This is a genomic window from Ligilactobacillus hayakitensis DSM 18933 = JCM 14209, assembly GCF_000615845.1.
GTDB lineage: Bacteria > Bacillota > Bacilli > Lactobacillales > Lactobacillaceae > Ligilactobacillus > Ligilactobacillus hayakitensis.
Map to the genome: position 1 here is coordinate 1 of NZ_BAML01000012.1, position 24,757 is coordinate 24,757.

Annotated in this window: 22 protein-coding genes and 2 pseudogenes; 17 read left to right on the forward strand and 7 right to left on the reverse strand. The window is 35.8% G+C overall.

From position 1 onward, the window contains the following. Positions 1-114: 114 nt before the first annotated feature. Positions 115-2,481: a phosphoketolase family protein gene (locus JCM14209_RS04635; RefSeq protein WP_025022407.1), complete on the reverse strand. Its 2,367-nt coding sequence runs from the start codon at positions 2,479-2,481 to the stop codon at positions 115-117. 150 nt (positions 2,482-2,631) lie between these two features. On the opposite strand from JCM14209_RS04635, the gene JCM14209_RS04640 reads away from it, so the two are divergent. Then, positions 2,632-3,381 (forward strand): alpha/beta hydrolase, encoded by a 750-nt coding sequence (locus JCM14209_RS04640; protein ID WP_025022408.1) that lies wholly within the window; start codon positions 2,632-2,634, stop codon positions 3,379-3,381. 45 nt (positions 3,382-3,426) lie between these two features. Here JCM14209_RS04640 and JCM14209_RS04645 read toward each other — a convergent pair whose 3' ends face one another. Further along, positions 3,427-4,152, reverse strand: a complete 726-nt coding sequence (locus JCM14209_RS04645) for a GntR family transcriptional regulator (RefSeq protein WP_025022409.1) — start codon at positions 4,150-4,152, stop codon at positions 3,427-3,429. A 141-nt stretch (positions 4,153-4,293) separates the two neighbouring features. On the opposite strand from JCM14209_RS04645, the gene galE reads away from it, so the two are divergent. Beyond that, on the forward strand, positions 4,294-5,292 hold the full coding sequence (gene galE / locus JCM14209_RS04650) for a UDP-glucose 4-epimerase GalE (protein ID WP_025022410.1): 999 nt from the start codon (positions 4,294-4,296) through the stop codon (positions 5,290-5,292). 165 nt (positions 5,293-5,457) lie between these two features. Further along, positions 5,458-6,096, forward strand: coding sequence for an HAD family hydrolase (locus JCM14209_RS04660; protein WP_025022411.1), 639 nt, complete (start codon positions 5,458-5,460; stop codon positions 6,094-6,096). On the opposite strand, the gene JCM14209_RS10260 is transcribed toward JCM14209_RS04660, so the two are convergent. After that, positions 6,038-6,670: a DMT family transporter gene (locus tag JCM14209_RS10260; protein WP_225349689.1), complete on the reverse strand. Its 633-nt coding sequence runs from the start codon at positions 6,668-6,670 to the stop codon at positions 6,038-6,040. The genes JCM14209_RS04660 and JCM14209_RS10260 overlap by 59 nt on opposite strands. Beyond that, positions 6,625-7,047: an EamA family transporter gene (locus JCM14209_RS10265; RefSeq protein WP_225349690.1), complete on the reverse strand. Its 423-nt coding sequence runs from the start codon at positions 7,045-7,047 to the stop codon at positions 6,625-6,627. Before JCM14209_RS10265 ends, JCM14209_RS10260 begins: the two co-directional genes overlap by 46 nt. Positions 7,048-7,176: 129 nt before the next feature. Here JCM14209_RS10265 and JCM14209_RS10565 point away from each other — a divergent pair. The 3 genes and pseudogenes from JCM14209_RS10565 to JCM14209_RS04680 all read left to right on the forward strand — a co-directional run bounded on the left by JCM14209_RS10565 (position 7,177) and on the right by JCM14209_RS04680 (position 10,217). Beyond that, a pseudogene (locus tag JCM14209_RS10565) lies at positions 7,177-8,219 on the forward strand (AI-2E family transporter). Continuing rightward, the gene (locus JCM14209_RS04675) at positions 8,212-9,399 is read left to right on the forward strand and encodes a MalY/PatB family protein (protein WP_025022412.1); all 1,188 of its coding nucleotides are present in this window, start codon (positions 8,212-8,214) and stop codon (positions 9,397-9,399) included. The pseudogene JCM14209_RS10565 and the gene JCM14209_RS04675 overlap by 8 nt, the downstream one beginning before the upstream one ends. A gap of 131 nt (positions 9,400-9,530) precedes the next feature. Continuing rightward, positions 9,531-10,217, forward strand: a complete 687-nt coding sequence (locus JCM14209_RS04680) for a 2,3-diphosphoglycerate-dependent phosphoglycerate mutase (RefSeq protein ID WP_025022413.1) — start codon at positions 9,531-9,533, stop codon at positions 10,215-10,217. 112 nt (positions 10,218-10,329) lie between these two features. On the opposite strand, the gene JCM14209_RS04685 is transcribed toward JCM14209_RS04680, so the two are convergent. Then, complete coding sequence (locus JCM14209_RS04685) at positions 10,330-11,502, reverse strand: zinc ribbon domain-containing protein (protein ID WP_025022414.1); 1,173 nt, start codon at positions 11,500-11,502, stop codon at positions 10,330-10,332. A 211-nt stretch (positions 11,503-11,713) separates the two neighbouring features. On the opposite strand from JCM14209_RS04685, the gene JCM14209_RS04690 reads away from it, so the two are divergent. From JCM14209_RS04690 to JCM14209_RS04720, 7 genes are all read left to right on the forward strand, one after another. Further along, positions 11,714-12,610 carry a mechanosensitive ion channel family protein gene (locus JCM14209_RS04690; RefSeq protein ID WP_025022415.1) on the forward strand — a complete coding sequence of 299 codons (897 nt, stop codon included), beginning with the start codon at positions 11,714-11,716 and terminating at the stop codon, positions 12,608-12,610. Positions 12,611-12,613: 3 nt separating this feature from the next. Continuing rightward, positions 12,614-13,381 (forward strand): GNAT family N-acetyltransferase, encoded by a 768-nt coding sequence (locus JCM14209_RS04695; protein WP_025022416.1) that lies wholly within the window; start codon positions 12,614-12,616, stop codon positions 13,379-13,381. A 501-nt stretch (positions 13,382-13,882) separates the two neighbouring features. Further along, positions 13,883-14,155 (forward strand): Mor transcription activator family protein, encoded by a 273-nt coding sequence (locus tag JCM14209_RS04700; RefSeq protein WP_025022417.1) that lies wholly within the window; start codon positions 13,883-13,885, stop codon positions 14,153-14,155. A gap of 129 nt (positions 14,156-14,284) precedes the next feature. Next, positions 14,285-16,294, forward strand: coding sequence for an ABC transporter ATP-binding protein/permease (locus JCM14209_RS04705; RefSeq protein ID WP_025022418.1), 2,010 nt, complete (start codon positions 14,285-14,287; stop codon positions 16,292-16,294). A gap of 61 nt (positions 16,295-16,355) precedes the next feature. Then, a complete protein-coding gene (locus tag JCM14209_RS09675; RefSeq protein WP_025022419.1) occupies positions 16,356-16,982 on the forward strand; it encodes a TetR/AcrR family transcriptional regulator in 627 nt (208 codons plus the stop codon). Continuing rightward, on the forward strand, positions 16,983-18,710 hold the full coding sequence (locus JCM14209_RS04715) for an ABC transporter ATP-binding protein (protein ID WP_025022420.1): 1,728 nt from the start codon (positions 16,983-16,985) through the stop codon (positions 18,708-18,710). Then, positions 18,710-20,518 carry an ABC transporter ATP-binding protein gene (locus JCM14209_RS04720; RefSeq protein ID WP_025022421.1) on the forward strand — a complete coding sequence of 603 codons (1,809 nt, stop codon included), beginning with the start codon at positions 18,710-18,712 and terminating at the stop codon, positions 20,516-20,518. The genes JCM14209_RS04715 and JCM14209_RS04720 overlap by 1 nt, the downstream gene beginning before the upstream one ends. Positions 20,519-20,579: 61 nt before the next feature. Here the strand turns inward: JCM14209_RS04720 and JCM14209_RS10200 are convergent, their stop codons facing one another. Then, positions 20,580-20,717, reverse strand: a complete 138-nt coding sequence (locus JCM14209_RS10200; protein WP_164476339.1) for a hypothetical protein — start codon at positions 20,715-20,717, stop codon at positions 20,580-20,582. A 111-nt stretch (positions 20,718-20,828) separates the two neighbouring features. On the opposite strand from JCM14209_RS10200, the gene JCM14209_RS04730 reads away from it, so the two are divergent. The 4 genes and pseudogenes from JCM14209_RS04730 (at position 20,829) to htpX (ending at position 24,030) form a co-directional block, all read left to right on the forward strand. Continuing rightward, positions 20,829-21,263, forward strand: coding sequence for a GNAT family N-acetyltransferase (locus tag JCM14209_RS04730; RefSeq protein ID WP_025022422.1), 435 nt, complete (start codon positions 20,829-20,831; stop codon positions 21,261-21,263). A gap of 251 nt (positions 21,264-21,514) precedes the next feature. Then, a pseudogene (locus JCM14209_RS09090) lies at positions 21,515-22,476 on the forward strand (amidohydrolase family protein). 90 nt (positions 22,477-22,566) lie between these two features. Further along, positions 22,567-23,124: a LemA family protein gene (locus tag JCM14209_RS04740; protein WP_025022423.1), complete on the forward strand. Its 558-nt coding sequence runs from the start codon at positions 22,567-22,569 to the stop codon at positions 23,122-23,124. A 12-nt stretch (positions 23,125-23,136) separates the two neighbouring features. Further along, the gene (gene htpX / locus JCM14209_RS04745) at positions 23,137-24,030 is read left to right on the forward strand and encodes a zinc metalloprotease HtpX (protein ID WP_025022424.1); all 894 of its coding nucleotides are present in this window, start codon (positions 23,137-23,139) and stop codon (positions 24,028-24,030) included. Between the two features lie 43 nt (positions 24,031-24,073). Here htpX and cbpA read toward each other — a convergent pair whose 3' ends face one another. Then, positions 24,074-24,715 carry a cyclic di-AMP binding protein CbpA gene (gene cbpA / locus JCM14209_RS04750; RefSeq protein WP_025022425.1) on the reverse strand — a complete coding sequence of 214 codons (642 nt, stop codon included), beginning with the start codon at positions 24,713-24,715 and terminating at the stop codon, positions 24,074-24,076. Between the last annotated feature and the right edge of the window lie 42 nt (positions 24,716-24,757).

The window sequence follows — 24,757 nt, forward strand, 5'->3', positions numbered from 1 at the left end:
AAGCGTTCAGCCATTTCTTTTGGTTTTAACATTGTCATAATAAACCACCTACATTTTTATTTCTATGGTTTATTATAATTTATATTTCAACTTTTTTCTACCTTATTCTATATTTTAGTTAACAGTTAATTTCCTCCACTTCCAGTTTTCAACTTCTGGTAAATCAGTACCTTCATCGCGAATATATTGATGATGTTCAGCGATTTTGGCGTCCATTTCGGCGATGATTTGACCGTATTTTTGAGAATCAGGAAGTGATTTCAATGCGGATTTAACAAGGTCGAAGCGGTCCATTTGGTTGACAACACGCATGTCAAATGGAGTTGTAATATCTCCATTTTCACGGTAACCATGGAAAGCAACATTGTGGTTATGACGATCGAAGAATAAGTCACGTAATACCCCTTCAAATCCGTGGAAAGCAAAGACAACGGGCTTGTCTTTAGTAAAGAACATATCGAATTGGTCATCACTTAAACCACGAGGATCAAGCTTAGGACTACGAAGCTTGAGTAAATCAACCACATTGATGAAGCGAATCTTCAAGTCAGGTAGCTTTTCATGCAAGATTGAAATTGCAGCTAAAGCTTCTAAGTTTGGTTCTGTCCCAGCAGCCGCAATCACAACATCTGGTTCAGCATCATGATCTGTTGAAGCCCAATCAATAATCTTAAGTCCTTGATCAACTAATTCTTTAGCTTCAGCAGCTGAATAGAATTGTGGACGAGGGTGCTTAGATGACACGATTAGATTAATCTTTTCGCGGTCATTAATTGTCTTATCAAAGACAGCTAATAATGAGTTAGCGTCAGCAGGTAAATATTCACGAATAAATTCAGGTTTCTTATCGGCTAAGTGACCTAAGATACCTGGATCTTGGTGCGTGTAGCCGTTGTGGTCTTGTTGGAAGACCGTTGAAGTTGAAACCACGTTTAGTGAAGGGATTTCAGTTCTCCAAGGTTGTTCTTTAGCTTTACGAAGCCACTTGAAGTGTTGCGTTAACATTGAATCAACGACACGTAAGAAGGCTTCATAACTAGCGAAGAAACCGTGACGTCCAGTAAGGACGTAACCTTCTAAGAAACCTTCAGCTTGGTGTTCTGATAATTGAGAATCAATTACTTGACCAGAGTGAGCTAAAAATTCATCATTTGGTTCTTTAATATCAGCTAACCATTGACGGTTAGTTTCGTTAAAGATTGGAGCCAAACGGTTAGACATGGTTTCGTCTGGACCAAAAATACGATAGTTGTTTTTGTTATCAGTAAGGACTTTTTCAAGATACTTACCTAAAACTGCCATATCTTGGGCTTCGACTTTACCTGGGGTAGTTGTATCAACCGCAAAATCACGGAAATCAGGCTTAATAACGTCACGAATTAAGCTGCCTGGGTTAGTATGAACGTTTGCGGCCATACGTTTAGATCCTTTAGGCGCAATTTCAGCGATGTCGGCATTTAACTTACCATTTTCATCGAATAATTCTTCTGGACGATAGCTCTTTAACCATTCAACCAAAGCATCTGCATGAGTCATATCATTTTGATCAACAGGAATTGGAATTTGGTGAGCTCTAAATGAGTTTTCAATCGGCTTGTTATCCCATGATTTTGGACCTGTCCATCCTTTAGGCGCACGGAAAATAATTACCGGCCATGTTGGAAGGGAATCATCTCCAGTTTCACGGGCATGCTTTTGGATTGCTTTAATTTCTTCAATCGCTTCATCCATTGCTTGAGCCATTAAAGGATGAAGTACTTTAGGATCTTCACCTTCAACAAAGATAGGATGCCAGCCCATTCCTTCAAAGTATTTAGTTAAGTTTTCATTTGATTCACGGGATAAAAGGGTTGGATTTGAAATCTTAAAACCGTTAAGATCTAAGATTGGTAATACCGCACCATCGTGAATTGGGTTAATGAATTTGTTTGATTGCCAAGAAGCAGCCAAAGGACCAGTTTCAGCTTCGCCATCACCCACGACAGCGGCTACAATCAAGTCAGGGTTATCTAAAATAGCGCCGACTGAATGGGAAATTGAATAACCAAGTTCGCCCCCTTCATGGATTGAACCTGGTGTTTCTGGTGCCGCGTGTGAAGCAACCCCACCAGGAAATGAGAAACGCTTGAATAAACGCTTCATCCCTTGTTCATCTTGAGAGATTTCAGGGTAAATTTCAGAATATGAACCATCTAAGTATGAATTTGAAACCATTACTTGACCACCATGACCAGGTCCTTCAACGTAAAACATGTTTAAATCATATTTGTTGATGACACGGTTTAAGTGGGCATAAATGAAGTTTTGGCCGGCAATTGTACCCCAGTGGCCGATTGGTTTAACTTTAACGTCTGATGCTTGAAGCGGACGACGTAAAAGGGGATTGTCTTTTAAATATAATTGACCAACTGAAATATAGTTGGCTGCGCGCCAAAAGGCATCGACTTTATCTAAATATTGAGCTGATGAATAATCTGTCATATTTTTAGCTCCTTTTCGTGTTGTTTGAATAATTTCTATAAGATAATGATAACGCTTTTTTTGATTTGATGTCAACCATTATGAAAATTGGAACGTACCAATAAAGAAAGTGTTAAAATAAAGATAAAATACTAGAAAGAAGGGCTTAATATGCAAGTTGAAATAAAACGAGATGGGCTTATATTAAGAGGCGAATTAACTGGAACCACACAAATGCAATGCGATGAAATCGCGCTTTTGTTGCATGGATTTAAGGGGAATATTGGAAGTGAACGCACTAATTTGTTGTATGACGTTAACCAAGAATTAAACAAGGCGGGATTGCCAACTTTAAGGGTTAATTTTAATGGTTGTGGGACTAGTGATGGCAAATTTGAAGATATGACGGTCTTGAATGAGATTCAAGATACGATTGCGATGTTGGAATTTATTAAAAAAGAAATTAAGCCAAAGAAAATCTATCTTGTGGGACATTCTCAAGGGGGCGTCGTCGCTAGTATGGTGGCAGCGATGTATCCGGATATAATTGAAAAATTAGTCTTGTTAGCGCCGGCCGCAACTCTAGTTGATGACGCTAAGAAAGGAATTTGCCAGGGTGTAAGCTATGATCCTAAGCATATCCCAGATATTGTAGAAGTCGATGGCTTTAGAGTTGGAGGCGCATATTTTAGAGTTGCTCAAAATCTCAAAATTTATGAAACTGCTAAAAGTTATCAGAGGCCTACTTTACTAGTACATGGCTTAGCGGATACAATTGTCTCATGTTCTGCTAGCCAAAAATACGCGCAAGTCTATCAAAATGCAACGTTGCATTTAATTGAAGGTGCTAGCCATGGATTGAGAGGATCTGGCAATCAACGCCAAGAAACATTAAAATTAGTACGTGAATTCTTAAGCTAAAAAAAGAAAATCCACATCGAATTTGATGTGGATTTTTGTTTGAAATTAATTAATATCGATAAAAGTGTTAAATTTCGCAAACTTATAATGAAGGCGCATGGATGAAAATTCAAACGGTGTCCCATTATCTAAAAAGAAGATGCCTTCCATCACACTGGTTGGTTCATTAGGCTTTAATTTCAATAAAGCCTGATCTTCCATGGTTGAAGGTTCTGCTGAAATTGACATAAATGATTTACTGGCGGTTTGTTTTAAGGTAGCTTGGACGTACTTGAAAATAGAGCTTTCAAGATGGTCATGGGTTAATTGCGGCAAGATTTTAATCGGAATATATCCGGTTTCGATCATAAATGGCTGATCATCAAATAAGCGCAGACGCTTAATTTTATAGACAAATTCACCTGGTTTGAGGAAAAGATTTTTGCGTAAAGTGTCGTTAGGACTAATAACTTTAAAGCTCAAGACCTTGGTTTGAGGCTTTTTACCGTTTAACTTAAAGTTATCTGAAACCCCTAAGTTTGAACCTTCTTCATAATTAAAGACCGATTCACTTTGGAGATATAAGGGGTTAATGAAAGTTCCAGAACCACGTTTTTTGAAGATAATTCCTTCACGGGCCATTTTACTTAAGGCACGTTTGATGGAACTTCTTGAAACTTGATAATGCTCTGATAAAGAACGTTCATCGGGAAGTTTCATGTCTGCAAATTCACCTGCAAAAATTTTATTCTTTAAATCAGTGATAATTTGTTTATAGACTAATTCAGCCATTTTCGATCCTCTTTTCGTTTGCGTATTACCTATTAAGTTAACCATAATTAATCAAAAACAACAAGTTAGAAAAAATTAAAGCAAAGTTATAGTAAAAATGATAAAATAAGGGGGTAAATTCCAAAAAAGGAAGGTAAAAAAATGTCAATTTTAGTTTTAGGTGGAGCAGGATATATTGGCTCACATACGGTTGATCGTTTATTAGCTGAAAACCGTGATGTTGTTGTGGTAGATAACTTAGTTACAGGCCACCGTGCAGCCGTTAATTCTGATGTTAAATTTTATGAAGGCGACTTAGCTGATAAAGATTTCATGCGTAAAGTCTTCACTGAAAATCCAGATATTGATGCCGTGATTCACTTTGCGGCATTCTCATTAGTTGCAGAATCAATGGTTGATCCATTAAAGTATTTTGACAACAATACTGCCGGCATGGTGAAGTTGTTAGAAGTTATGAATGAATTCGATGTTAAACGCATTGTCTTTTCATCAACTGCCGCAACTTATGGAATTCCTGAAAAGATGCCAATTTATGAAGATGATCCGCAAAATCCAATCAACCCTTACGGCGAAAGTAAGTTAATGATGGAAAAAATCATGCGTTGGGCTGATGATGCATATGGTATTAAGTTTGTTGCGCTACGTTATTTCAACGTTGCTGGAGCTAAGCCAGATGGATCAATTGGTGAAGACCATGGGCCAGAAACTCACTTATTACCAATTGTTTTACAAGTCGCAATGGGCAAACGTGATGAGTTATCAATTTTTGGTGATGACTACAATACTCCAGATGGTACTAACGTACGTGATTATGTGCACCCATTTGATTTAGCTGATGCACATATTTTAGCAGTTGATTACCTACGTGAAGGAAATGACTCAGATGTCTTTAACCTAGGTTCATCAACAGGATTTTCTAACCTTGAAATGCTAGAAGCTGCTCGAGAAGTAACAGGAAAAGAAATTCCTGCTAAAATTGCTCCAAGACGTGTTGGCGATCCCGATACATTAATTGCGGCATCAGAAAAAGCACGTAAAGTTTTAGGCTGGAAGCCACAATTTGATGATGTTAAAAAGATTATCGAAACTGCTTGGAAGTGGCATACTACTCATCCAAATGGTTACGATGACAGAGATTAATTAATAAAAAATGCTACCAATGCGGTGGTTGAGGCATTTGATGGCGGTTGAATTTTAATGAAGCTGCCGAAAATGCAAGAAAAAACTTGTTATCCACAACTGGAAAACAAGTTTTTTTAGTAGCGAAAAGTTATTAACATGTGGATAAAAGGAGAAACAAAAAAAATGAAAAACTTCTTATTTGATTTTGATGGAACTATTGCTGATTCGGGAGAAACAGCGATTCTTGCAGTGCAAGAAGGTTTTAAAAAAACAGGATTAAAAGCGCCGAGTGCAAGAACAGTTCGTTATTATATGGGGGTTCCGATTGAAGCTTTCTTCCCCGAACTTGCCGGCCCAGACTTTCCTGAAGAACGTATTGAAGAATTATATGATAATTTCCGTCAAGCGTATCAAGAATTAGAAGAATCAAGTACAACTTTGTTTGAAGGGATGAAGGAAACTTTAGCCCAACTTAAAGCAGACGGCAAAGATTTATACGTGGTATCAAGTAAGATTTCCACATCTTTGAAGCGTAACTTGGATACTTTGGGGATAAGTGAATACTTTACAGATATTATTGGTTCTGATCAAGTAGAAAATTACAAACCTGCTCCAGATGGTGTGAATATTATTGTGGATCGTCATGGTTTGGATAAAAATGAAACCATCATGATTGGGGATGCCAAGTATGATTTACAAATGGGCAAAGCTGCTGGAGTACATACTTGTGGATGCGCTTGGGATACTTATGATATCGAATTACTCAAAAAAGAAGAACCAACCTATCTTTTTGACAAAGTAACTGACTTATTAACAATTTAAATAAAGAAAAAATGTGATTTTCACAGACTAAATAATAGCTGTGGAAATCACATTTTTTTGTTTTTTGGCTGATAAGCAAGATAAATACGGTACATATTACGAGAAAACTTCCGAGATATTCCGCCCAATTAAAGGTCATGTTCATGATTGTTAAGTCTAAAATCGCTGCGGTCAATGGTTCAAAAGTATCCAAGAGCGTTGCTTCAGTTGAACTAATCGATTCTAAACTTAAAACGAATAGATAGTATGCTAAGGCTGTTCCAATAAAAATTAAAAAGAGCATGTTAAAAATGTTGAGCGGTGTAAATGTAGGTACTTCAATCCAAACGGGGTGAATGAATTCAAAAACAATTCCGCCAACTAACATCGCCCAGCCACTGACAACTTCGGAACTATATTTCTTTAATAAGTTAATGGGGAGCACGGAATTTCCCATTTGAGTAATCATCAAGAATATTCCCCAGATAAGCGTAATTGGACTTAAAGCAAGCGAAGTCAAAGATCCTTTGGTAATTAAGAACCAAGCGCCTACCAATGCGGTGATAACGGCAATCCATTCTTGCGTTTGGGCCATTGTTTAAAAATAACTGCCGAATAAAAGATCACTAAAACGACCCCTAAAGTTTGCAGAATCGTTGCAATGGTCGCATTGGAATGGTGTACGGTCATTGAATATGTGAATTGAACGCCGGCCATTCCGAAAAGTGAAAAAACAACTAAAGAAAAAACATCTTTAATAGAATGAAAAATATCAAAGATAGCATTTTTTTCTCTACTGTACGCGATAATTAGCAAGGTGATGGAGGCAAGAAACATTTTGACTCCCATCATCCAAGCGACATTCACGCCGCCAGCTTGAAAAAGATATTGTGAAGTAATTCCGGTCATCCCCCACAAAATTGCCGCTAGACTGGCATAGATAATCCCGCGCATATGATGATTTGTTTGCATAAGTTCACCTCAATTCTAATTGTGAATAAATCCTTAGAAAATTATAGCTTGATAGGGTTTTAAAATAAAGACATTTGGGAATTAAAATTGTAAAATGATAAGGTAGACAATTTAATAGGAGGGATGAAGATGCATTTATGGCAAAAGTTCTTAGAAACAGTTCATTTGAGACGCTTTGCAGTATTGTTAGTTATCATTGCAGTGCTGTTTAGCTTTAAAAAAATGATTAGTTTGTTTTTGCTAACGTTTATTTTTGCATTTTTAGTTATTCATATAAGTAATTTTCTAAAAGAGCGTTTAAAAATCCCGTATAAAGTTAGTGTGATTTCGCTATATACATTAATTGTTGGTGGACTTTATTTGGCTGCGACGATTTATATTCCAAAGCTAATTAAACAGATTCAATCCTTAGTTAGTTTCGTGATTAACTTTTACAATCACCCACCAAAAGGGCTGATGACGTTTGGATTTGGATTAGTAAATTTATAAATCAATCGGAATTAAACAAGCAACTAAAAGGCGGAGTCTCGATAATCTTTGAGTATGCTACAAATATTGGGCATATGGGATTTATTTTTGTGATGGCTTTATTATTTAGTTTCTTTTATACAATTGAAAAAGATTCAATGTATAAGTTTTCAAAGCATTTCTTAACGGGTCCGTTTTCTTGGTTCTTCAAAGATATTTATTACTTCGCTAAAACATTTACGAACAGTTTTGGAGTTGTATTAGAGACCCAATTTATCATTGCGATTGTGAATACAATTTTAACAACGATTTGCTTATCATTTATGCACATGCCACAAATTTTAAGTTTAGGACTTTTGATCTTTTTAATGAGTTTAATTCCAGTCGCAGGAGTAATTATTTCTGCTATTCCAATGTGTATTATTGGATACTCAATTGGGGGATTACGGTATATTATTTATATTGTAATTATGTTGTGTGTAATCCACGCAGTTGAAGCTTATGTGTTGAATCCAAAATTAATGTCATCAAGAACAGAATTACCAATTTTTTATACTTTTGCGGTGTTATTTGTCTCTGAAGAAATATTCGGAGTTTGGGGATTAATTGTAGGGATTCCGATTTTCACATTTATCTTAGAAATTATGCAAGTAAGAGATAGTGGTAAGTTAAGTCTTGAAGAAGGAGAAAGTGAAAATGAATAAAGAAGAGTTTATCGCTGAATATGGGGTAAAGCGTAAAGGTACGAATTCTGCTAAGTGGGATGATTTAACCACGCAATTTGGCCGCGATGATTTATTGCCATTATGGGTGGCTGATACCGAATTTAAGATTCCACAAGCAGCTAAAAAAGCTTTAAATGACCGCATTGAACACGGGGCATTTGGCTATTCAAGAACACCAAAGAGCTATTATGAAGCATATTTTAACTGGCAAAAATCACGTTATGGCATTGAATTGCATGAAGAATGGATGCGTTTTGGAACAGGGGTTGTCCAATCATTAAGTGCTTTAATTAGAACCTTAACGCTACCAAAAGAAGCCGTGATGGTCTTACAACCAGTTTATTATCCATTTATGCAAGTTATCCAAGATAACGATCGTAAATTAGTAGTTTCTAATTTAAAAAACGATAATGGCCGCTATGAAATGGATTTTGAAGATATTGAAGCAAAGATGAAAGAAGAAAACGTGAAGTTATTAATCTTTTGCAGTCCGCATAATCCAGTGGGGCGTGTATGGGATGAAGCTGAATTAGAACGTATCTTAGAAATCTGTCACGATAATCAAGTGAGAGTGATTGCCGATGAAATTCACCACGACTTAATTATTGGCGATAAGAAGTTTACTTCAATGTTAGAAATTAAAGATGGCTTATATCGTGATAACTTAGTAATGGTTGATTCAGCATCGAAGACCTTTAATATGGCTGCTTTATTAAACAACCATGTGGTCATTGCTAATCCACAAATCCGTGATATCTATGACGAAGTAGTGGCTGCTGATGCGAGCCCAAGTGGTAGTTTGCTAGGGATGGTTGCAATGGAAGCGGCTTATCGTCATGGGGATGAATGGTTAGATAACATGATTGAAGTAATTAAAGACAATTTCAATTATGTCAAAGAAAACCTTCAAGCAAAATTCCCAGAAATAGAAGTTAGCGATTTAGAAGGCACATACTTAATGTGGATTAACTTAGGCAAAGTACTGCCTAAAGAAAAAGTTGAAAAAATCGTTAAAGATCATGCTAAGTTAGCAGTTGATTTTGGTGATTGGTTCGGACAAGCCGGCCTTGGTTTTATTCGGATGAATATGGCAACTGTACCTGAAAATGTTGAAAAGGCAACCGCAGCATTGATTACTGCAATCGAAGCTGAAAAATAAGAAAAAATAGGGACAAAAATATTGTCCCTATTTTTTTAGGGAAATTTATAGATTTTACTATGAATTTATTGATTTTCAGTGTAAAATTGACTTGTAAACATTATATATTAAGAAAGAGGTTTGCAACGAATATGGCAAAATTAGTATTTATTCGTCACGGCCAAAGTGAATGGAACTTAAAGAACTTATTCACTGGTTGGGCAGATGTTAACTTAAGTGAACAAGGTGTTGAAGAAGCAAAGGCTGCTGGTAAGAAGCTTAAAGAAGCTGGTATCGAATTCGATCAAGCTTATACTTCAGTTTTAACACGTGCTATCAAGACTTTACACTTCGCATTAGAAGAATCAGGTCAATTATGGGTACCAGAAACAAAATCATGGCGTTTAAACGAACGTCACTACGGTGCTTTACAAGGTAAGAACAAAGCTGAAGCAGCAGAACAATACGGTGACGAACAAGTTCACATCTGGCGTCGTTCATACGATGTTTTACCTCCATTAATGAGTGCAGATGACGAAGGTTCAGCAGCTAACGATCGTCGTTACGCTAACTTAGACCCACGCATCGTTCCAGGTGGAGAAAACTTAAAGGTTACTTTAGAACGTGCTATTCCTTTCTGGGAAGACCACATTGCACCAGACTTATTAGCTGGTAAGAACGTAATCGTTGCTGCACACGGTAACTCATTACGTGCTTTAACTAAGTACATTGAAAACCTTTCAGACGAAGAAATCATGGACGTTGAAATGGCTACAGGTCAACCAGTTGTTTACGACTTGGATGACAAGTTAAACATCGTTTCAAAAACAAAACTTTAAGATATAGTTTTGGTTTATTAAGTCTCATCCCTTTTGGGTGAGGCTTTTTTGTATAAAAAAACCTTGATAATTCGACGTTTATTAAACGTAAATTATCAAGGTTTAATTAATTCTAGTCACCTAATAAACTTGAAATAGCATTTGAATATGTTTGCTGAATAAATTCAACAATTGTATTCACAACAATTTCACCGAAAATACGGGTAATTAAGAAGATTACCAAGGCGTTGAGAAGTGCGATAAGTAACATTCCAAATACTCGATCTAATTTTACAAGGTTACCGCGATCCATCAAGTATGCAACAAAAGAACCGTTAAAGAAGATAATCAATTCAAGAATCATTAGGAATATAAGGAATCCCAAAGAATTTGCAGTAACTAACGATACTAATAGTAGTACCAAATTAATTACTAAAGTGTAATTTGTAAAGTGGGCAAAGTTATTGGTGAAAGTAAAGAAATCTTCTCCATCGTTATGAGTTAACTTTGTAATTCCGTAAGTGCCACCAACAACCACCATGGTTGCGATTGCTAAACATAAGAAAAGCTTGAATAACAAACCAAAAGTAGTACTATCAAGATTTGTTGCACTAATAACACTTCTTAAATCAGAATTGCTATTAGCGGCAGTATTGAATAACATCCCTAATGAGATTGTATAAATTAGAATTGAAACGGCAAATGCTACAAAGCCATACCATTTTTCACCAGCCACAATTAATGATGGTTGTTTTAATGATAGAACAAACCAATTGAAGAAATCAGCTAGAGGATTTCTTGGTTTCGCATATGGTTGTTGGAATTGATTATTGAAACCAGGTTGACCATAAAGATTATCTTGATTATTGTAAGCTTGTTGTTCAAAGTTTTGTTGGTTATTAAAATTTTGTTGGTTATTAAAATTTTGTGCTTGGTTGAAGTTTTGATTGAATTCTGAAGTTTGACCAAAGTTTTGTTGTTGACCAAAATCAGCATTCGTTCCATATTCATTAGTTGGTTGAGCTTGATTGAAGTCTTGTTGTTTTGACATAGCTTGATAATCATTAAATTGATTATTTTCTTTAGTGTTGTCAAAAGTTTGTTGTTCAAAGTTATTTGAAGTAACGTCTTTTGGTTGAAAATCACTAAAATTTTGTGATTCTGTGTTTGTGTTTTCAAAAGTTTCGGAAGTAACAGTTTGGTTGTTTTCAACCGGAACTTCTTGGACAGCTAATTTCGTACCACATTTAGTACAAAATTTCGCAGTTGGTGCCATAGAAGCACCACAGTTTGGACATGTTTGCATGTTTTTTCCCCCTAAAAAATTCTACATATATTATGATATATAAACGTTAAATATTACGCAATATAAAAAATAAAGTTTCTTAAGAAAATATTACATTTTCTAAGGATTGGCAGAAAGAATCTGAAAATAACGATCATAATAATGAATAAAGATTTCCTGAAGAAATAATTATGATACAATGGAAACTAAGATTTAATTAAAGAGGTGCAATATGCCAATATTATTCTTAGCGACGGCACATCCAAATGTCGTTGAAAGACAGACAAGTATTTTCAAAAGGTATCTGGATGGAATTGATTGGGATGCATTATTCGCCAAGTCGATTACAATTATTATCTTGTTAATTTTATCTTCGATTGCTTTTTTTATTTTACATTCAATTGGAAAGAAAATTATTAAAAATAGTTTTAAGCGTAACTTGTTAAAAGGCGTTGTCGCTACTGGGAGAATGAATACTGCTTATACGCTGATTCAAAATATCTTCCATTATACCGTGTTGTTTTTATACATTTACACTGTGCTTTCGATTTTAGGAATTCCTGTGGGAACGCTAATTGCCGGTGCGGGGCTAGCCAGTGTGGCCATTGGTTTAGGAGCGCAAGGATTCGTTACCGATATTGTGACCGGAATTTTTATTTTGATGGAGCAACAATACGTTGTGGGAGATTATGTCAAGATTGGGACGGTTACAGGAACAGTTCACGCTTTTGGTTTGCGAACAACGCAAATTATTTCGGATGATGGAACCTTAATTTTTATTCCTAACAGAAGCATTACCATCGTGAATAACCAATCACGCCATGATATGCGTGCTTTAGTAGATGTTCGCATTGATCCTAATCAAAAATTATCTGAAATGAAAGAAATTATTGAAGAAGTTAATACTGAATTGAGACCGAAGTATCCCGATATTTCCCAAGATCCGAAGATTTTAGGGACGGTTGATACACCAAAAGGTTTAGCTTTAAGAGTGGCAATTTTTTGTAAGGCAGGGGCTCAATTCCAAATTCAAAGAGACTTCTTGGCGGCTTATTTGACCGCATTGACAGAAGCTGGATTTGAAATTCCAGCTTCACCGTTAAACTTAGCTCCAGAAGGTGGAAATTAATTCATGTATAAAGACAAAATATTAAATCAAGCAACTGTTTACGCTGAAAATACGATGAAAACTTTATATTTCACGCCTAAGTTTTCAGAAAGATATTTTAGTAATTATGTCCAATATCACCAAGTTCCAAGTAAAGAAGATTTACAATTAGATATGGAAGTTATGAGAACACTTCAAAGTAATAATGAAAATCATTTTATCCATTTTCAATTTGATGAAGGTATGCAGATTCCAGAAGAGATATATGCTTATTTAAGAGCCAATAACTTCGAATTTAGTGAATATGTCTTTATGGAACATGACAACAAAGATTTTCCATTTTCAAGATTACGTCAGCCTATCCAAATAAAAAAAGTGGATGGTAAAAATATGTTGGATTACTTAGCACATGAAAGAAAATTTCATGAAGTATATGGGCAAAACTTTGCTCGTCAAATGATTGATGTAACACATGAATTCTTCATGATGCCTAAATCACATATCTTAATTGCGGTGGACGACTTTAATAATATTGTGGGTTCATTGAATGTCTTAGAACACGACGATTATGTTGAATTTGATGAATTCCAAGTTGACGAAGAATATCGTCGCCAAGGAATTGGCAGTGCGCTACAAGAAGCTGGAATCAAAATCGCTAACGGTAAAAAAGTGATTTTGGTTGCTGAAAAGGAAAGTCCAGCAAAAGAAATGTATCTTAAACAAGGTTATCAAGTAAAAGGAAGCTATCAGGCAGCATTATATGTTCAACCTGAAGGCTTTGAGAATATTTAAGAAAAAGATCAACTAATTTTTTTTAGTTGGTCTTTTTTGTTATTTAGAGATAGGACCAATCAAAATATTTCTGCAGTTTAAGCTTTTTTGTAGAAATATTTTGATTGCTCCTATAAAAAAAGCGCTATTTTTTAATTTGTTGCATTCATTAAGAACAATATCAGCGAATTGAATTACAGGAATTAAAGAAGGAAAATATATTTATCTTGGAAGTGATGGTAAATTATATGCTGGTGAAATTGACGCTAAGGGGAATCCAATTAAGAAGTTGCAACTAGTTTCAAGTAAGCCCGTTGAATTTCTAGAAAAATAAAAGGATTAAATAGAATTCACTATGTGGGAATTATGTTTAAATGACGTTTGAAAAGGTATTTTTAATGTTATTAGCTGAAAATAAGGTGTTTTTTATCGAAATGATAAATAAAAAAAGCGAGAAATATGCATGAAATATATTATTAAATGTAGTTAAATATACATTAAGTGTAAAAAAGGATAAAGGTGATGAAAATGACGAAATTTAATGGGATTTATGATGAATTAACTGATTTAGTGGGAGAAAAGATCACAGAAATTTTATACCAACAATATAAAGGGATGAAGATTAATTTTCCTAGTCGCTTGTTATCAAGAGATTATCAAAAAGAATACATCCGTGATCATATGGATACTATGAGCATACGCGAATTGGCATTTGAAACGGGGTACAGTGAAAGAAATATTCAACGAATTATTAAAGAAATTCGCAGTGAAGAAGCATTGGTAAACAATCATTAACAATTAAATCGACAACGTCAAGGAACTAGGAGAGCTAGTTCCTTTTTTATTGACGTAGCTTAGGAAAAGTCGTAAAATAATGACAAGTTGTCACATGACAACTTGTCACAAAAGAAAGTAGGGATAAACATGGCCTTAATGGAATTAAAAGACGTAAAAAAGACCTATAAGATGCCAGGTGGCGGAACCTTTTTAGCCTTAAAAGGTATCAACGCCAGCTTTGATAAAGGCGAATTGGTCGCCATTGTCGGTGAATCTGGTTCAGGAAAATCAACTTTGATGAATGCCATCGGGGGCTTAGATTCAGATTTTGATGGTCAAATTATTTATAATGGTAAGAATTTGGCTGATTTAAGTACTGCTGAATTAGTTCATTATCATAAAAAAGACATTGGTTTTATTTTCCAAACCTTTAATTTAATTCCCCATTTAAATTTAATTGATAATGTTTCAATCGCGATGACGCTTTCAGATATTGGTGAAAGTACACGTAAGAAACGTGCAGAAGAATTGCTACGAAATGTTGGTTTAGGTGATCATATGTATAAAAAGCCAGACCAACTTTCTGGGGGCCAAAAGCAACGGGTTGCGATTGCCAGAGCGTTAGCCAATGATCCGGACGTGATTATTGCTGATGAACCAACTGGAGCATTAGATGCTGAAACCACTGATGTTATCTTAGATATGATTAGAGATATTGCCAAAGAAGGTAAGTTGGTCTTGATGGTAACGCACTCCGATAAAGTAGCTTCCCATTGTAGTCGCGTTTTACGTATCGATAATGGGAACCTGATTTCGGATAACCAACAATTAACATTAGAACATACTGTAAATGAAGCAGCATCTAATTACGAAATTAAAAACATGAGCTTAACTAAAGCCATTAAGCTTGCTTTCCAAAATATGAAAGCCAAGTTAAGTCGTAACTTATTAGTAGCTTTAGGTTCAAGTATCGGAATTATGTCGGTTGTCTTGATGTTAGCGTTAGGAAAAGGGGTGACATCATATGTTTCAAAGACTATGAAATCATATACGAACCCGAATATTACTGAAGTTCACAAGCAATCGGGGATGCAAGCTAATGCAACCAAACAAGACCCAAGCCAAATGCAAAATATGTCTCAAACAGATGTTGCCAAGCAACAACAAAATAACATTGCTGCATTATTAGGTGAAAGTAATGCTAATAGTTTCGCTAAAAAAGATATCGCTAAGTTAAAAGCAATTAAGCATGTTGATACTTTAAATCTCGGTTATAGTACCTTAACAATGGGAACAAATACCGTGACTTATGATGGTAAAAAAGCCAACATGATGCAATTACAAACAATGTCAAAAAGTATTTCCAAATCAAGTATTGTTAAAGGTAATGCACCAAAAGGCAATGAAATCATGTTAGATCGTGCAACGGCTGATACCTTAGACAAGAATCTTGTTGGTAAGACAGTTCAAGTTACAATGAAGGTCGGTCAAAAGACAATTACCCAAGATTTTAAAGTTTCAGGTTTATATGAAGCAACAAACGGTGGTTTAGGCATTTCAAGTACCTTATTCTTTAATTACGATGCCTTAAATGACTTGTATAAGCAAAACGACCAAGAGCTCAAACCAAATGTCGTTTACCTTTATACCAAAGATAAAGCCAATACCAAGAAAATCAAAGACAAGGTTAAAGATTTAGGCTTTACGGGCTCAATGCAAGAACAAATGTCAGAAATGTTCACGAAGATGCTTGATATTATCACATGGGTCTTAACTGCAATTGCCGGAGTATCACTTCTAGTTTCAGCAATTATGATTTTAGTCGTCCTTAACATTTCTGTGGTTGAAAGAACAAAAGAAATTGGGGTCTTAAAAGCCTTAGGGGCAAGAAGAAAAGATATTCGTCGCATCTTTGCTTCAGAAGCATTCTTAATTGGAACAGCATCAGGAATTATTGGTGTGGTAGCAACTTATCTTTTAGGCACGGCAATTAATACCTTTACTAGTCAAGCATTTGATGTTAATGTCGTTGCGATTACGCCTCAATTTGCTTTGACAGGAATAGTTATTAGTATTGTCATTAGTATGATTGCAGGAATTTTACCTGCCAACCGGGCTTCAAAATTAGATCCAGTTGAAGCTTTAAGAAAAGATTAATACAAAAATAAAGGTTGGAAGGAAAACTTCCAACTTTTATTTTTAAAAGGGGAGTGAATACATGCCAAAAGAAACGTTTTTTAATTTAAAAGAAGAAAAGCAAGCACGCATTTTAAATGCAGCCAAAGAAGTTTTTAAGCAAAAATCATTTGATAAAGCTTCAATTAATGAAATTATTAAATTAGCAGAAATTCCACGGGGGAGTTTTTATCAGTACTTTGAAGATAAAGAAGATATCTATGCATACATGATGCTAAAGCGGTTTCAAAATAATCTGCAAGAATTCAAAGTAATTTTGAAAAATAAGCAGGGAGATTTGTTTGCGACCGCTAAAGAATTCGTGCCCAAGTTATTAAGCAAAATTACGCAAGGGGATGATTCTGAATTGTTCTATCAAATTGCGATTAATGAAGATTATCGTAGAATGCAGCGCAATCATCACCAACATCAAGAAGTGTTTTTAAAAGAGATGTATGATTTGGTTGATGAAGAAAAATTACGCATTGAAAATAAGCAAGATTTAAGTATGTTATTACATGCAATGTTTATGCCGCTTGGAGTTACATTGTATAATACTTTAAAAGAAATCAAAGCCGGACAAAAAATCGATGTGCATGAAAAAATCAATGCTTATTATCATGCATTAGAATTGTTTGAACATGGATTTTCAAAGGAAGGGGGAAATTAAATGTTAAAACTTTTCAAAAAGAATTTAGAAATTTTGCCTGTTTTAGGCGCGATCATTTTTTTAGGCTTACAAGTTATTTCGGACTTGTCATTGCCTAAATTAACCTCAAATCTGATTAACTATGGGGTTGCGAAAGGGGATATTAATTATATTATCCACATTGGCTTAGCGATGCTAGGCTTGTCAATTTTAAGTATTTTAGCTTCAAGTGGAAATGTTTATTTTGCTTCCACCCAAGCTCAAAAATTAGGGGCTAAATTACGCAGCCAAATTTTTAAACATGTGATTAATTTTTCGGGAAATGAAGTTGAAAAATTTGGTTCGTCATCACTTATTACTCGGACAACTAACGACGTTTTACAATTACAAAATGTCGTGGTGATGATGTTAAGAATGATGTTGATGGCACCGCTAATGTTATTTGGGGCTAGTTTTATGGCCTATTTTACAGAAAAACGCTTAACGATTTTATTTTTAATTGCCATTCCAATTTTATTAGTAGTCGTGGGAGTAGCAATGTATTATGCCGTACCATTATTCCAAAAACTCCAAAAGCAAATTGATAAGATAAACCTAGTTTTTCGTGAAGGTTTAACTGGTGTGAGAGTTATTCGCGCTTTTCGTCAAGATGAACGGGAACAAAAACGTTTTGATCAAGCTAATCAAGACTATACCAAAACGGGGATTCGCGTTTTTAGTATTGTTTCATTGCTCTTTCCATTCATGACAATTATCTTAAATGCGACTAACATTGGAATTGTGTGGTTTGGATCGCATATGATTGCTGATAAAAGCATGCAAGTTGGAAACTTAGTTTCATTTATGACATATGCATCAATGATTTTATTTTCATTTATGATGTTATCAATGATTTTTGTTTTCGTTCCTCGTGCGGCAGCCGCAGCTAAGCGAATTAATGAAGTTTTAGAAACTCAAAATTCAATTATTGAACCAGAACTTACTCAAACCAATCAAGATGCTAATCCAGAACTAAGTTTTGAGAATGTCGAATTTAGATATCCTGGAGCGGAAAAAGAAGCCCTTGAGCGTTTTTCAACGAGCGTTAAAGGCGGACAAACGTTAGCTTTAATTGGGGGAACTGGTTCAGGAAAATCAACTTTAATTAACTTAATTCCACGTTTTTATGATGTAACTAACGGAAGTGTTAAAGTTGATGGCCAAGATATTAAGGCATATCAAAAAGCAGCCTTACATGAAAAAGTGGCCTTTGTTCAACAAAAAGCAGTGCTCTTTAAAGGAACTATTCGCTCAAACTTAGCATACGGAAAAGCAGATGCGACTGATGAAGAAATGTGGCGAGCTTTAGAAATTGCCCAAGCTAAGGATTTCGTAATGGAATTAGAGGGTAAGTTAGATGCAACCGTGGAACAAAACGGGGATAACTTTTCTGGGGGGCAAAAGCAACGCTTGGCGATTGCCCGCGCCCTTATTAAAGAAGCGTCAATTTACGTCTTTGATGATTCATTTTCAGCCTTAGACTTCAAGACCGATGCGAAGTTACGTCAAGCATTAAAAGATGATGAAAAACTATCGAAAAAAGTGATGGTTATCGTTGCTCAAAGAATTTCAACTGTTACAAATGCCGATAAAATCTTGGTTCTAGACGATGGTAAAGTTGTCGGCCAAGGAACGCACGAAGAATTAATGGCGGAAAATGAAGTCTATCAAACAATTGTGAAATCACAGTTGAAAGAAGGTGAAGCATAATGCACGGAAAGAAAAATTTTGAAGGCGCAAAAGATTTTTGGGGAACCGTAAAACGCTTAATTAAATTTATGGGCCCTTGGAAATGGATGTTTGCTTTAGTTTTTGTCTTTGCAATCGGATCAACAATTTTTCAAATTGTAACGCCTAAGGTTTTAGGGGAAGCGACAACCGAGATTTATGCTGGAATTAAACGGGGGATGGCAAGTAAACAATCAATGAGTCATTATCCCATTAATTTTACGCGGATTACACATATCTTACTCACAGTTGGAGCTTTTTATCTTATCTCAGCAGCTTTAGCGATTGGTCAACAATTAATTATGGCCAATGTGTCACAAAAGATTGTGTATCGCTTAAGAAAAGCATTCAAAGCTAAGATGCAACGCTTGCCAATTAACTATTATGACACTCACCAAAATGGAGATATTATGTCACGTGCGGTTAATGATATGGATAATATCGCCGGGACTTTGCAACAAAGTTTAGCTCAATTTGTGACAAGTATTGTGACGTTTATTGGTGTGTTAGTGATGATGTTTAGCATTAGTTGGAAATTAACCTTAATTGCATTACTAATGTTACCGCTAAGTTTTGTGGTTGTGGGCATTGTTGCACCTAAGTCACAAAAGTATTTTGCTGCGCAACAAAAAAGTTTGGGGCTAATTAATAATCAAGTTGAAGAAGACTTTGCTGGTCAAAGTGTGATTAAAGCTTTTAATAAAGAAGATGAATCCATTAAGAATTTTGAAGCAGAAAACCAACGCTATTATCAAAGTTCTTGGAAAGCCCAATTTATTTCAGGCTTAATTATGCCATTGACAATGATGGTTAAAAATTTAGGTTATGTTGCCGTTGCGATTGTTGGTGGAATCCAAGTCGCAAGTGGAAAAGTTACTTTGGGGAATGTGCAAGCTTTCTTGCAATATGTTAACCAATTCTCACAACCAATTACGCAAATTGCTAATATTGCCAATACAATTCAGGCGACAGTGGCTTCAGCAGAACGGATTTTTGAAGTTTTAGATGAACCAGAAATGCCACAACCTAAAAACCAAGCCGAAGCTAAAAGCATTGATAGCCAAGCAAAAATTGAATTTAAAGATGTTCAATTTGGATATACGGATGATAAGTTATTGATGGATGGGTTTAACCTTCAAGTTCAAGCGGGACAAAAAGTGGCGATTGTTGGTCCAACAGGAGCTGGGAAAACAACCTTAATTAATTTATTAGAACGTTTCTATGATCTTAAAGGTGGGCATATTTATCTTGATGGTCAAGATACGCATCAAATGAAACGTGAAGATTTACGTAGCCATTTTTCAATGGTCTTGCAAGATACTTGGTTATTTACGGGAAGTATTTATGACAATATTAAATACGGTCGCCCTGATGCAAGTAAAGAAGAAGTCATTAAAGCCGCTAAAGCAGCACACGTGGATACGTTTGTGCGCCAATTACCTGATGGATATGATACGGTTTTAAATGAAGCGGCATCTAATATTTCTCAAGGACAACGACAATTAATTACGATTGCGCGTGCCTTTTTAGCAGATCCAGAAATCTTGATTTTAGATGAAGCGACAAGTTCAGTTGATACAAGAACAGAAGTCTTGATTCAAAAAGCCATGGACAAGTTATTACATAACCGTACAAGTTTTGTGGTAGCGCATCGCTTATCAACGATACAAGATGCCGATAATATTATTGTGATGAATCACGGGCATATTTTAGAAACAGGAAATCATGAATCCTTAATGCAACAACAAGGATTCTATGCAGACCTTTACAATAGTCAATTTGATAATTAAAAAAATCCGGTTGGAAACTTGTTGAAAAACAAACGTCCAATCGGATTTTTTAATTTCATGATTAATCGCGCAAGCTTTTGGCATCGGCGTCGATCTTGGCAAATCCAGAAACATGAGGTCTGCTAGGATTTTTAGCACGAGCTTCCATAGCTTTGCGAGCCATGGCCTTGCGTTGTTCCTTACTCAACTTTTGAGCCATACTTGTCGCCTCTTTTCATGAAATTCAAAATAGTGTAGAATAATCTTATCTACAAGTCCATTATAGTTTTATTAAAATGGAAATTCAATGATTTTTTTTAAGGATGATTTAATGTTAGACATAGAAAAATCGAATCAATTATCATCACAAGTTTATCGTGATTGTTTAGTAATTCGAGAAGATGTTTTTGTGAGAGAACAAAACGTTCCAATTGATTTAGAAATTGAAGGCGAAGAAGGCCCAATGTATTATTGCGGCTATATTAATGAAAAAGCAGTCAGCTGTGCGCGCGTAACAGTTGAAGAAAATGGTGCTTGGCATATCCAAAGAGTTGCAACTATCGAAGCATTTAGAAAGCAAGGATTCAGCTCACAAATTATTAAAGCAATTATTGAAGATGCTAAAAAAGCCCAAGTAACTGAAATCAATTTAGGCGCTCAAGATCAAGCCCAAGAATTTTATGTGAAATTAGGCTTTAAGGTAGTTGGAGAAGGCTTTGAAGATGCCGGAATTGCCCACCATAAAATGGTAATGACATTGCAATAAGGTTTGCAATTTAAGTTAAAGTGCGCTAGAATTAAAGTATGCGATGAGTCGAGAAAAATCAGGCAATCTTTTGATTGTTTCGCTGCGGCGACAAGTGATTATTTTTCATAGACAGAGTACGAATATCACCGGATTGTGATGTACTTGCTTAGTGTAGATGTGAACTGCACTAGCTTACTGGAAACAGTACTGTCGCTTAAGGCTGGGAAGAAATTCCCAGTCTTTTTTTGTATGGAAAAGGGGGATTTTTAATGAAAAAAATAGATGCACATCTGCATTTGGTTAAGGCCATTGCCGGTTCTAAAGGTCAAGGAAGATTGACGCCGCTTGGTAAGGGAAAGGCTATTTGGGATGATGGGGAAATAATTAAGTTGATTCCAGATGGTTGGGGAGAAGAAAACTTCTTAATGGAAAAAGCGCTTGAAGTAATGGAAGCTAACGATGTTAAAAAAGCCGTATTACTACAAGGAACTTTAAATGGTTATCAAAATTATTATTCATATCAAACAGTAAAAAAATATCCAGAGCAATTCATTGCGGCATTTGCCTTAGATCCGTTTGTGGATAATGCGATGGAAATTGTGAAAAGACATGTAGAAGTATTAGCTTTCGCGCCATTAAATTTGAAATCAGTCAAGGCGGGGGCTTACATGGGTTCCATCAGCCATTTTCATTGGCAAATAATCCTAAAATTCAACAAATTATCCACTACATTGCCCAATATCAAGGCTTTGTGGTGACGGTTGATTATGGAAATTATCAACAAGTCAGTTATCAACCAGAAGCAATTGTAGCTTTAGCTAAACGTTATCCACATGTGGATTTTGTCGTTTGTCATTTATCGTTTCCAGATGCTGATAATCCACAAATTTTAACCAGTGCTTTGAATCAATTCGCTCCATATGCCAACATCTATGTGGATATTTCTGCAATTCAAGATATTGAACAAGAACAAGGACCAGAGGCTTATCCATTTATTAAATGCCAACAAGATGTTAAGTTAGCCAAAGAAATTTTAGGAGTTAAAAGAATTATGTGGGGCACTGACTCACCTTGGTCAGCGACCTTTAATCAATATGAACAGCTTTATTCATGGTTAGAAGAAAGTGGGATTTTTTCAGCTGCAGAATTAGCGGATATTTTTTATAGTAACGCTGAGAAAGTTTATTTTAAACAAGCTAATGTGGAAGCGATGAAAGCTGCCAAAGAATAGTTATATTTTTCTTAAAGAAAGTGACGATTTCTTTAAACAAATAAATAATTTTGGTAAGATAAGCTTATATAATATTAGGAGGTTTTGATAATGACAGCAATTATCGTTATTGCAGTCTTAGTGGTTTTAGTCCTTGTATATATCGGAATGTACAACGGCTTACAAAAAGCTAAGATTAATACAGAAGAATCATGGAGTCAAATTGACGTCCAATTAAAACGTCGTAATGATTTGATTCCTAACTTAGTTGAAACAGTTAAAGGTTACGCTAAGCACGAACAAGAAACATTAAGCCAAGTGGTTGAAGCAAGAAATCAAATGGTTAACTTACCCGATAATGTTGACGCTAATCAATTAATGCAAATGTCTGATCAACTTTCTGGCTCATTGAAGTCGCTTTTTGCGGTTGCTGAAAGTTATCCAGACTTGAAGGCGAACCAAAACTTCTTGAATTTACAAGAAGAATTAACAACAACTGAAAACAAGATTGCGTATGCACGTCAATTATTTAACAGTTCAGCTGCTGTTTACAATCAAAAACTTGTGACTTTCCCATCAAATATGGTGGCTAAGATGCACAAATTTACTAAGGTTAACTACTTAGAAACACCGCAAGAAGAAAAGGTAGCACCAAAAGTACAATTCTAATGAGGTGAGTAGATGTTATACCAACAAATTGCCCGCAATAAACGAAAAACCGTCGTTGTGATGGCTGGATTTATTTTTTTAGTGGGATTTTTGGGAGCACTAATGGGCTATGCTTTTATGGGAAGCGCTAAACTTGGAGTTATCATTGCTTTAGTTGTTGGTTTAGTCTACATGGCAATCATGTTAGGACAATCAACGGATGTTGTCATGTCAATGAATAATGCCGTTGAAATTACCGAACAACAAGCCCCCACCTTATATCATGTGGTAGAAGAAATGGCAATGGTCGCAAATGTTCCCATGCCGCGGGTCTTTGTCATTGACGATCCCAGTCCCAATGCTTTTGCCACAGGGCCAAATCCTGAACATGCTGCAGTAGCCGCAACAACCGGGATTTTAGAACGCTTAAACCGCGAAGAATTAACTGGGGTGATGGCGCATGAAATGGCGCACGTCCGTAATTACGATATTCGCTTACAAACCTATGCCATGGCTTTAGCCGCAGTAATTTCTTTTCTTGCTAACTGGGGGCAAAATGCTTTATGGTGGGGCGGATATCGCCGTGATCGTGACGATGACCGTGATAACGGCGGCTTACAACTTATTGCAATGGTGTTAGCCATTGTAGCCATTATCTTAGGGCCTATTGCTGCTTCAATGGCACAAATGGCATTATCAAGAAATCGTGAATATTTAGCGGATGCAACTGCCGTAGAATTCACAAGAAATCCCCAAGGTTTAATTGGAGCACTTGAGAAGATTACGGCTTCAGAACCAATGACGCAAGCTGATCCAAGTAGTGCGTCAATGTATTTTGCTAATCCTTTTAAAGGAATGTCATGGCAAAGTCTATTTGATTCTCATCCAGCAACCGACAAACGAATCGCACGTTTACGTGCAATGTAAAAAGGAACTCGGATTTTTCCGAGTTCCTTTTTTTTATGGTTATTTAAAAGTTGCTAGATAAATTTTCGATTTCTTCAACTTCGAATCCCTTACGTTCAAGGTTATTAACAATTCTATTCAAAGTTCTTTCTTCAACTCCTGATGGAAGGGTAAAAAGGGTGCGATGCATATGATCGCATGAACGAAATCCAAGGGAAATACATGATGCAATGTCAGTATACTTGGTAATAATTTTAGAGGTTTTCATTAAATCACCGCGTTCGCCATTTGATAGAACTGAAAGGACATAACTACCAACATCAACATTCCAAGAGCGCGATAGCATTTTGATGAGGGAGTTGTGCGTTAAAATCCCGTAGAAGTTATTTTCTTCGTCTAAAACAGAGATATAAGGGAGATCTTTAATTGTAAAAAAGATATTGAAAAATGCCGCGTTAATGGAAATGAACTTTGTCGCATTCTTCAAAAGATAAGTAACTGGTAGATCCATATTCCCGCCCCGAGCTTGGTGACGGTAAATATGCATCTTATAGATATTACCGCGGAAGATTTTGCCACTTTTATCAAGAATGGGAACACAACGGAAATTAGCATTTTCTAATTTATTGAGTGCATCTAAAATGGTTTCATTTTCAGATACTGTAACTAACTCTTCTTTGTGCTTGATTAGAGATTTTAAAATCATCAATTCTACCCCCTTATTTCTGAAAAACATATGTAATATCAT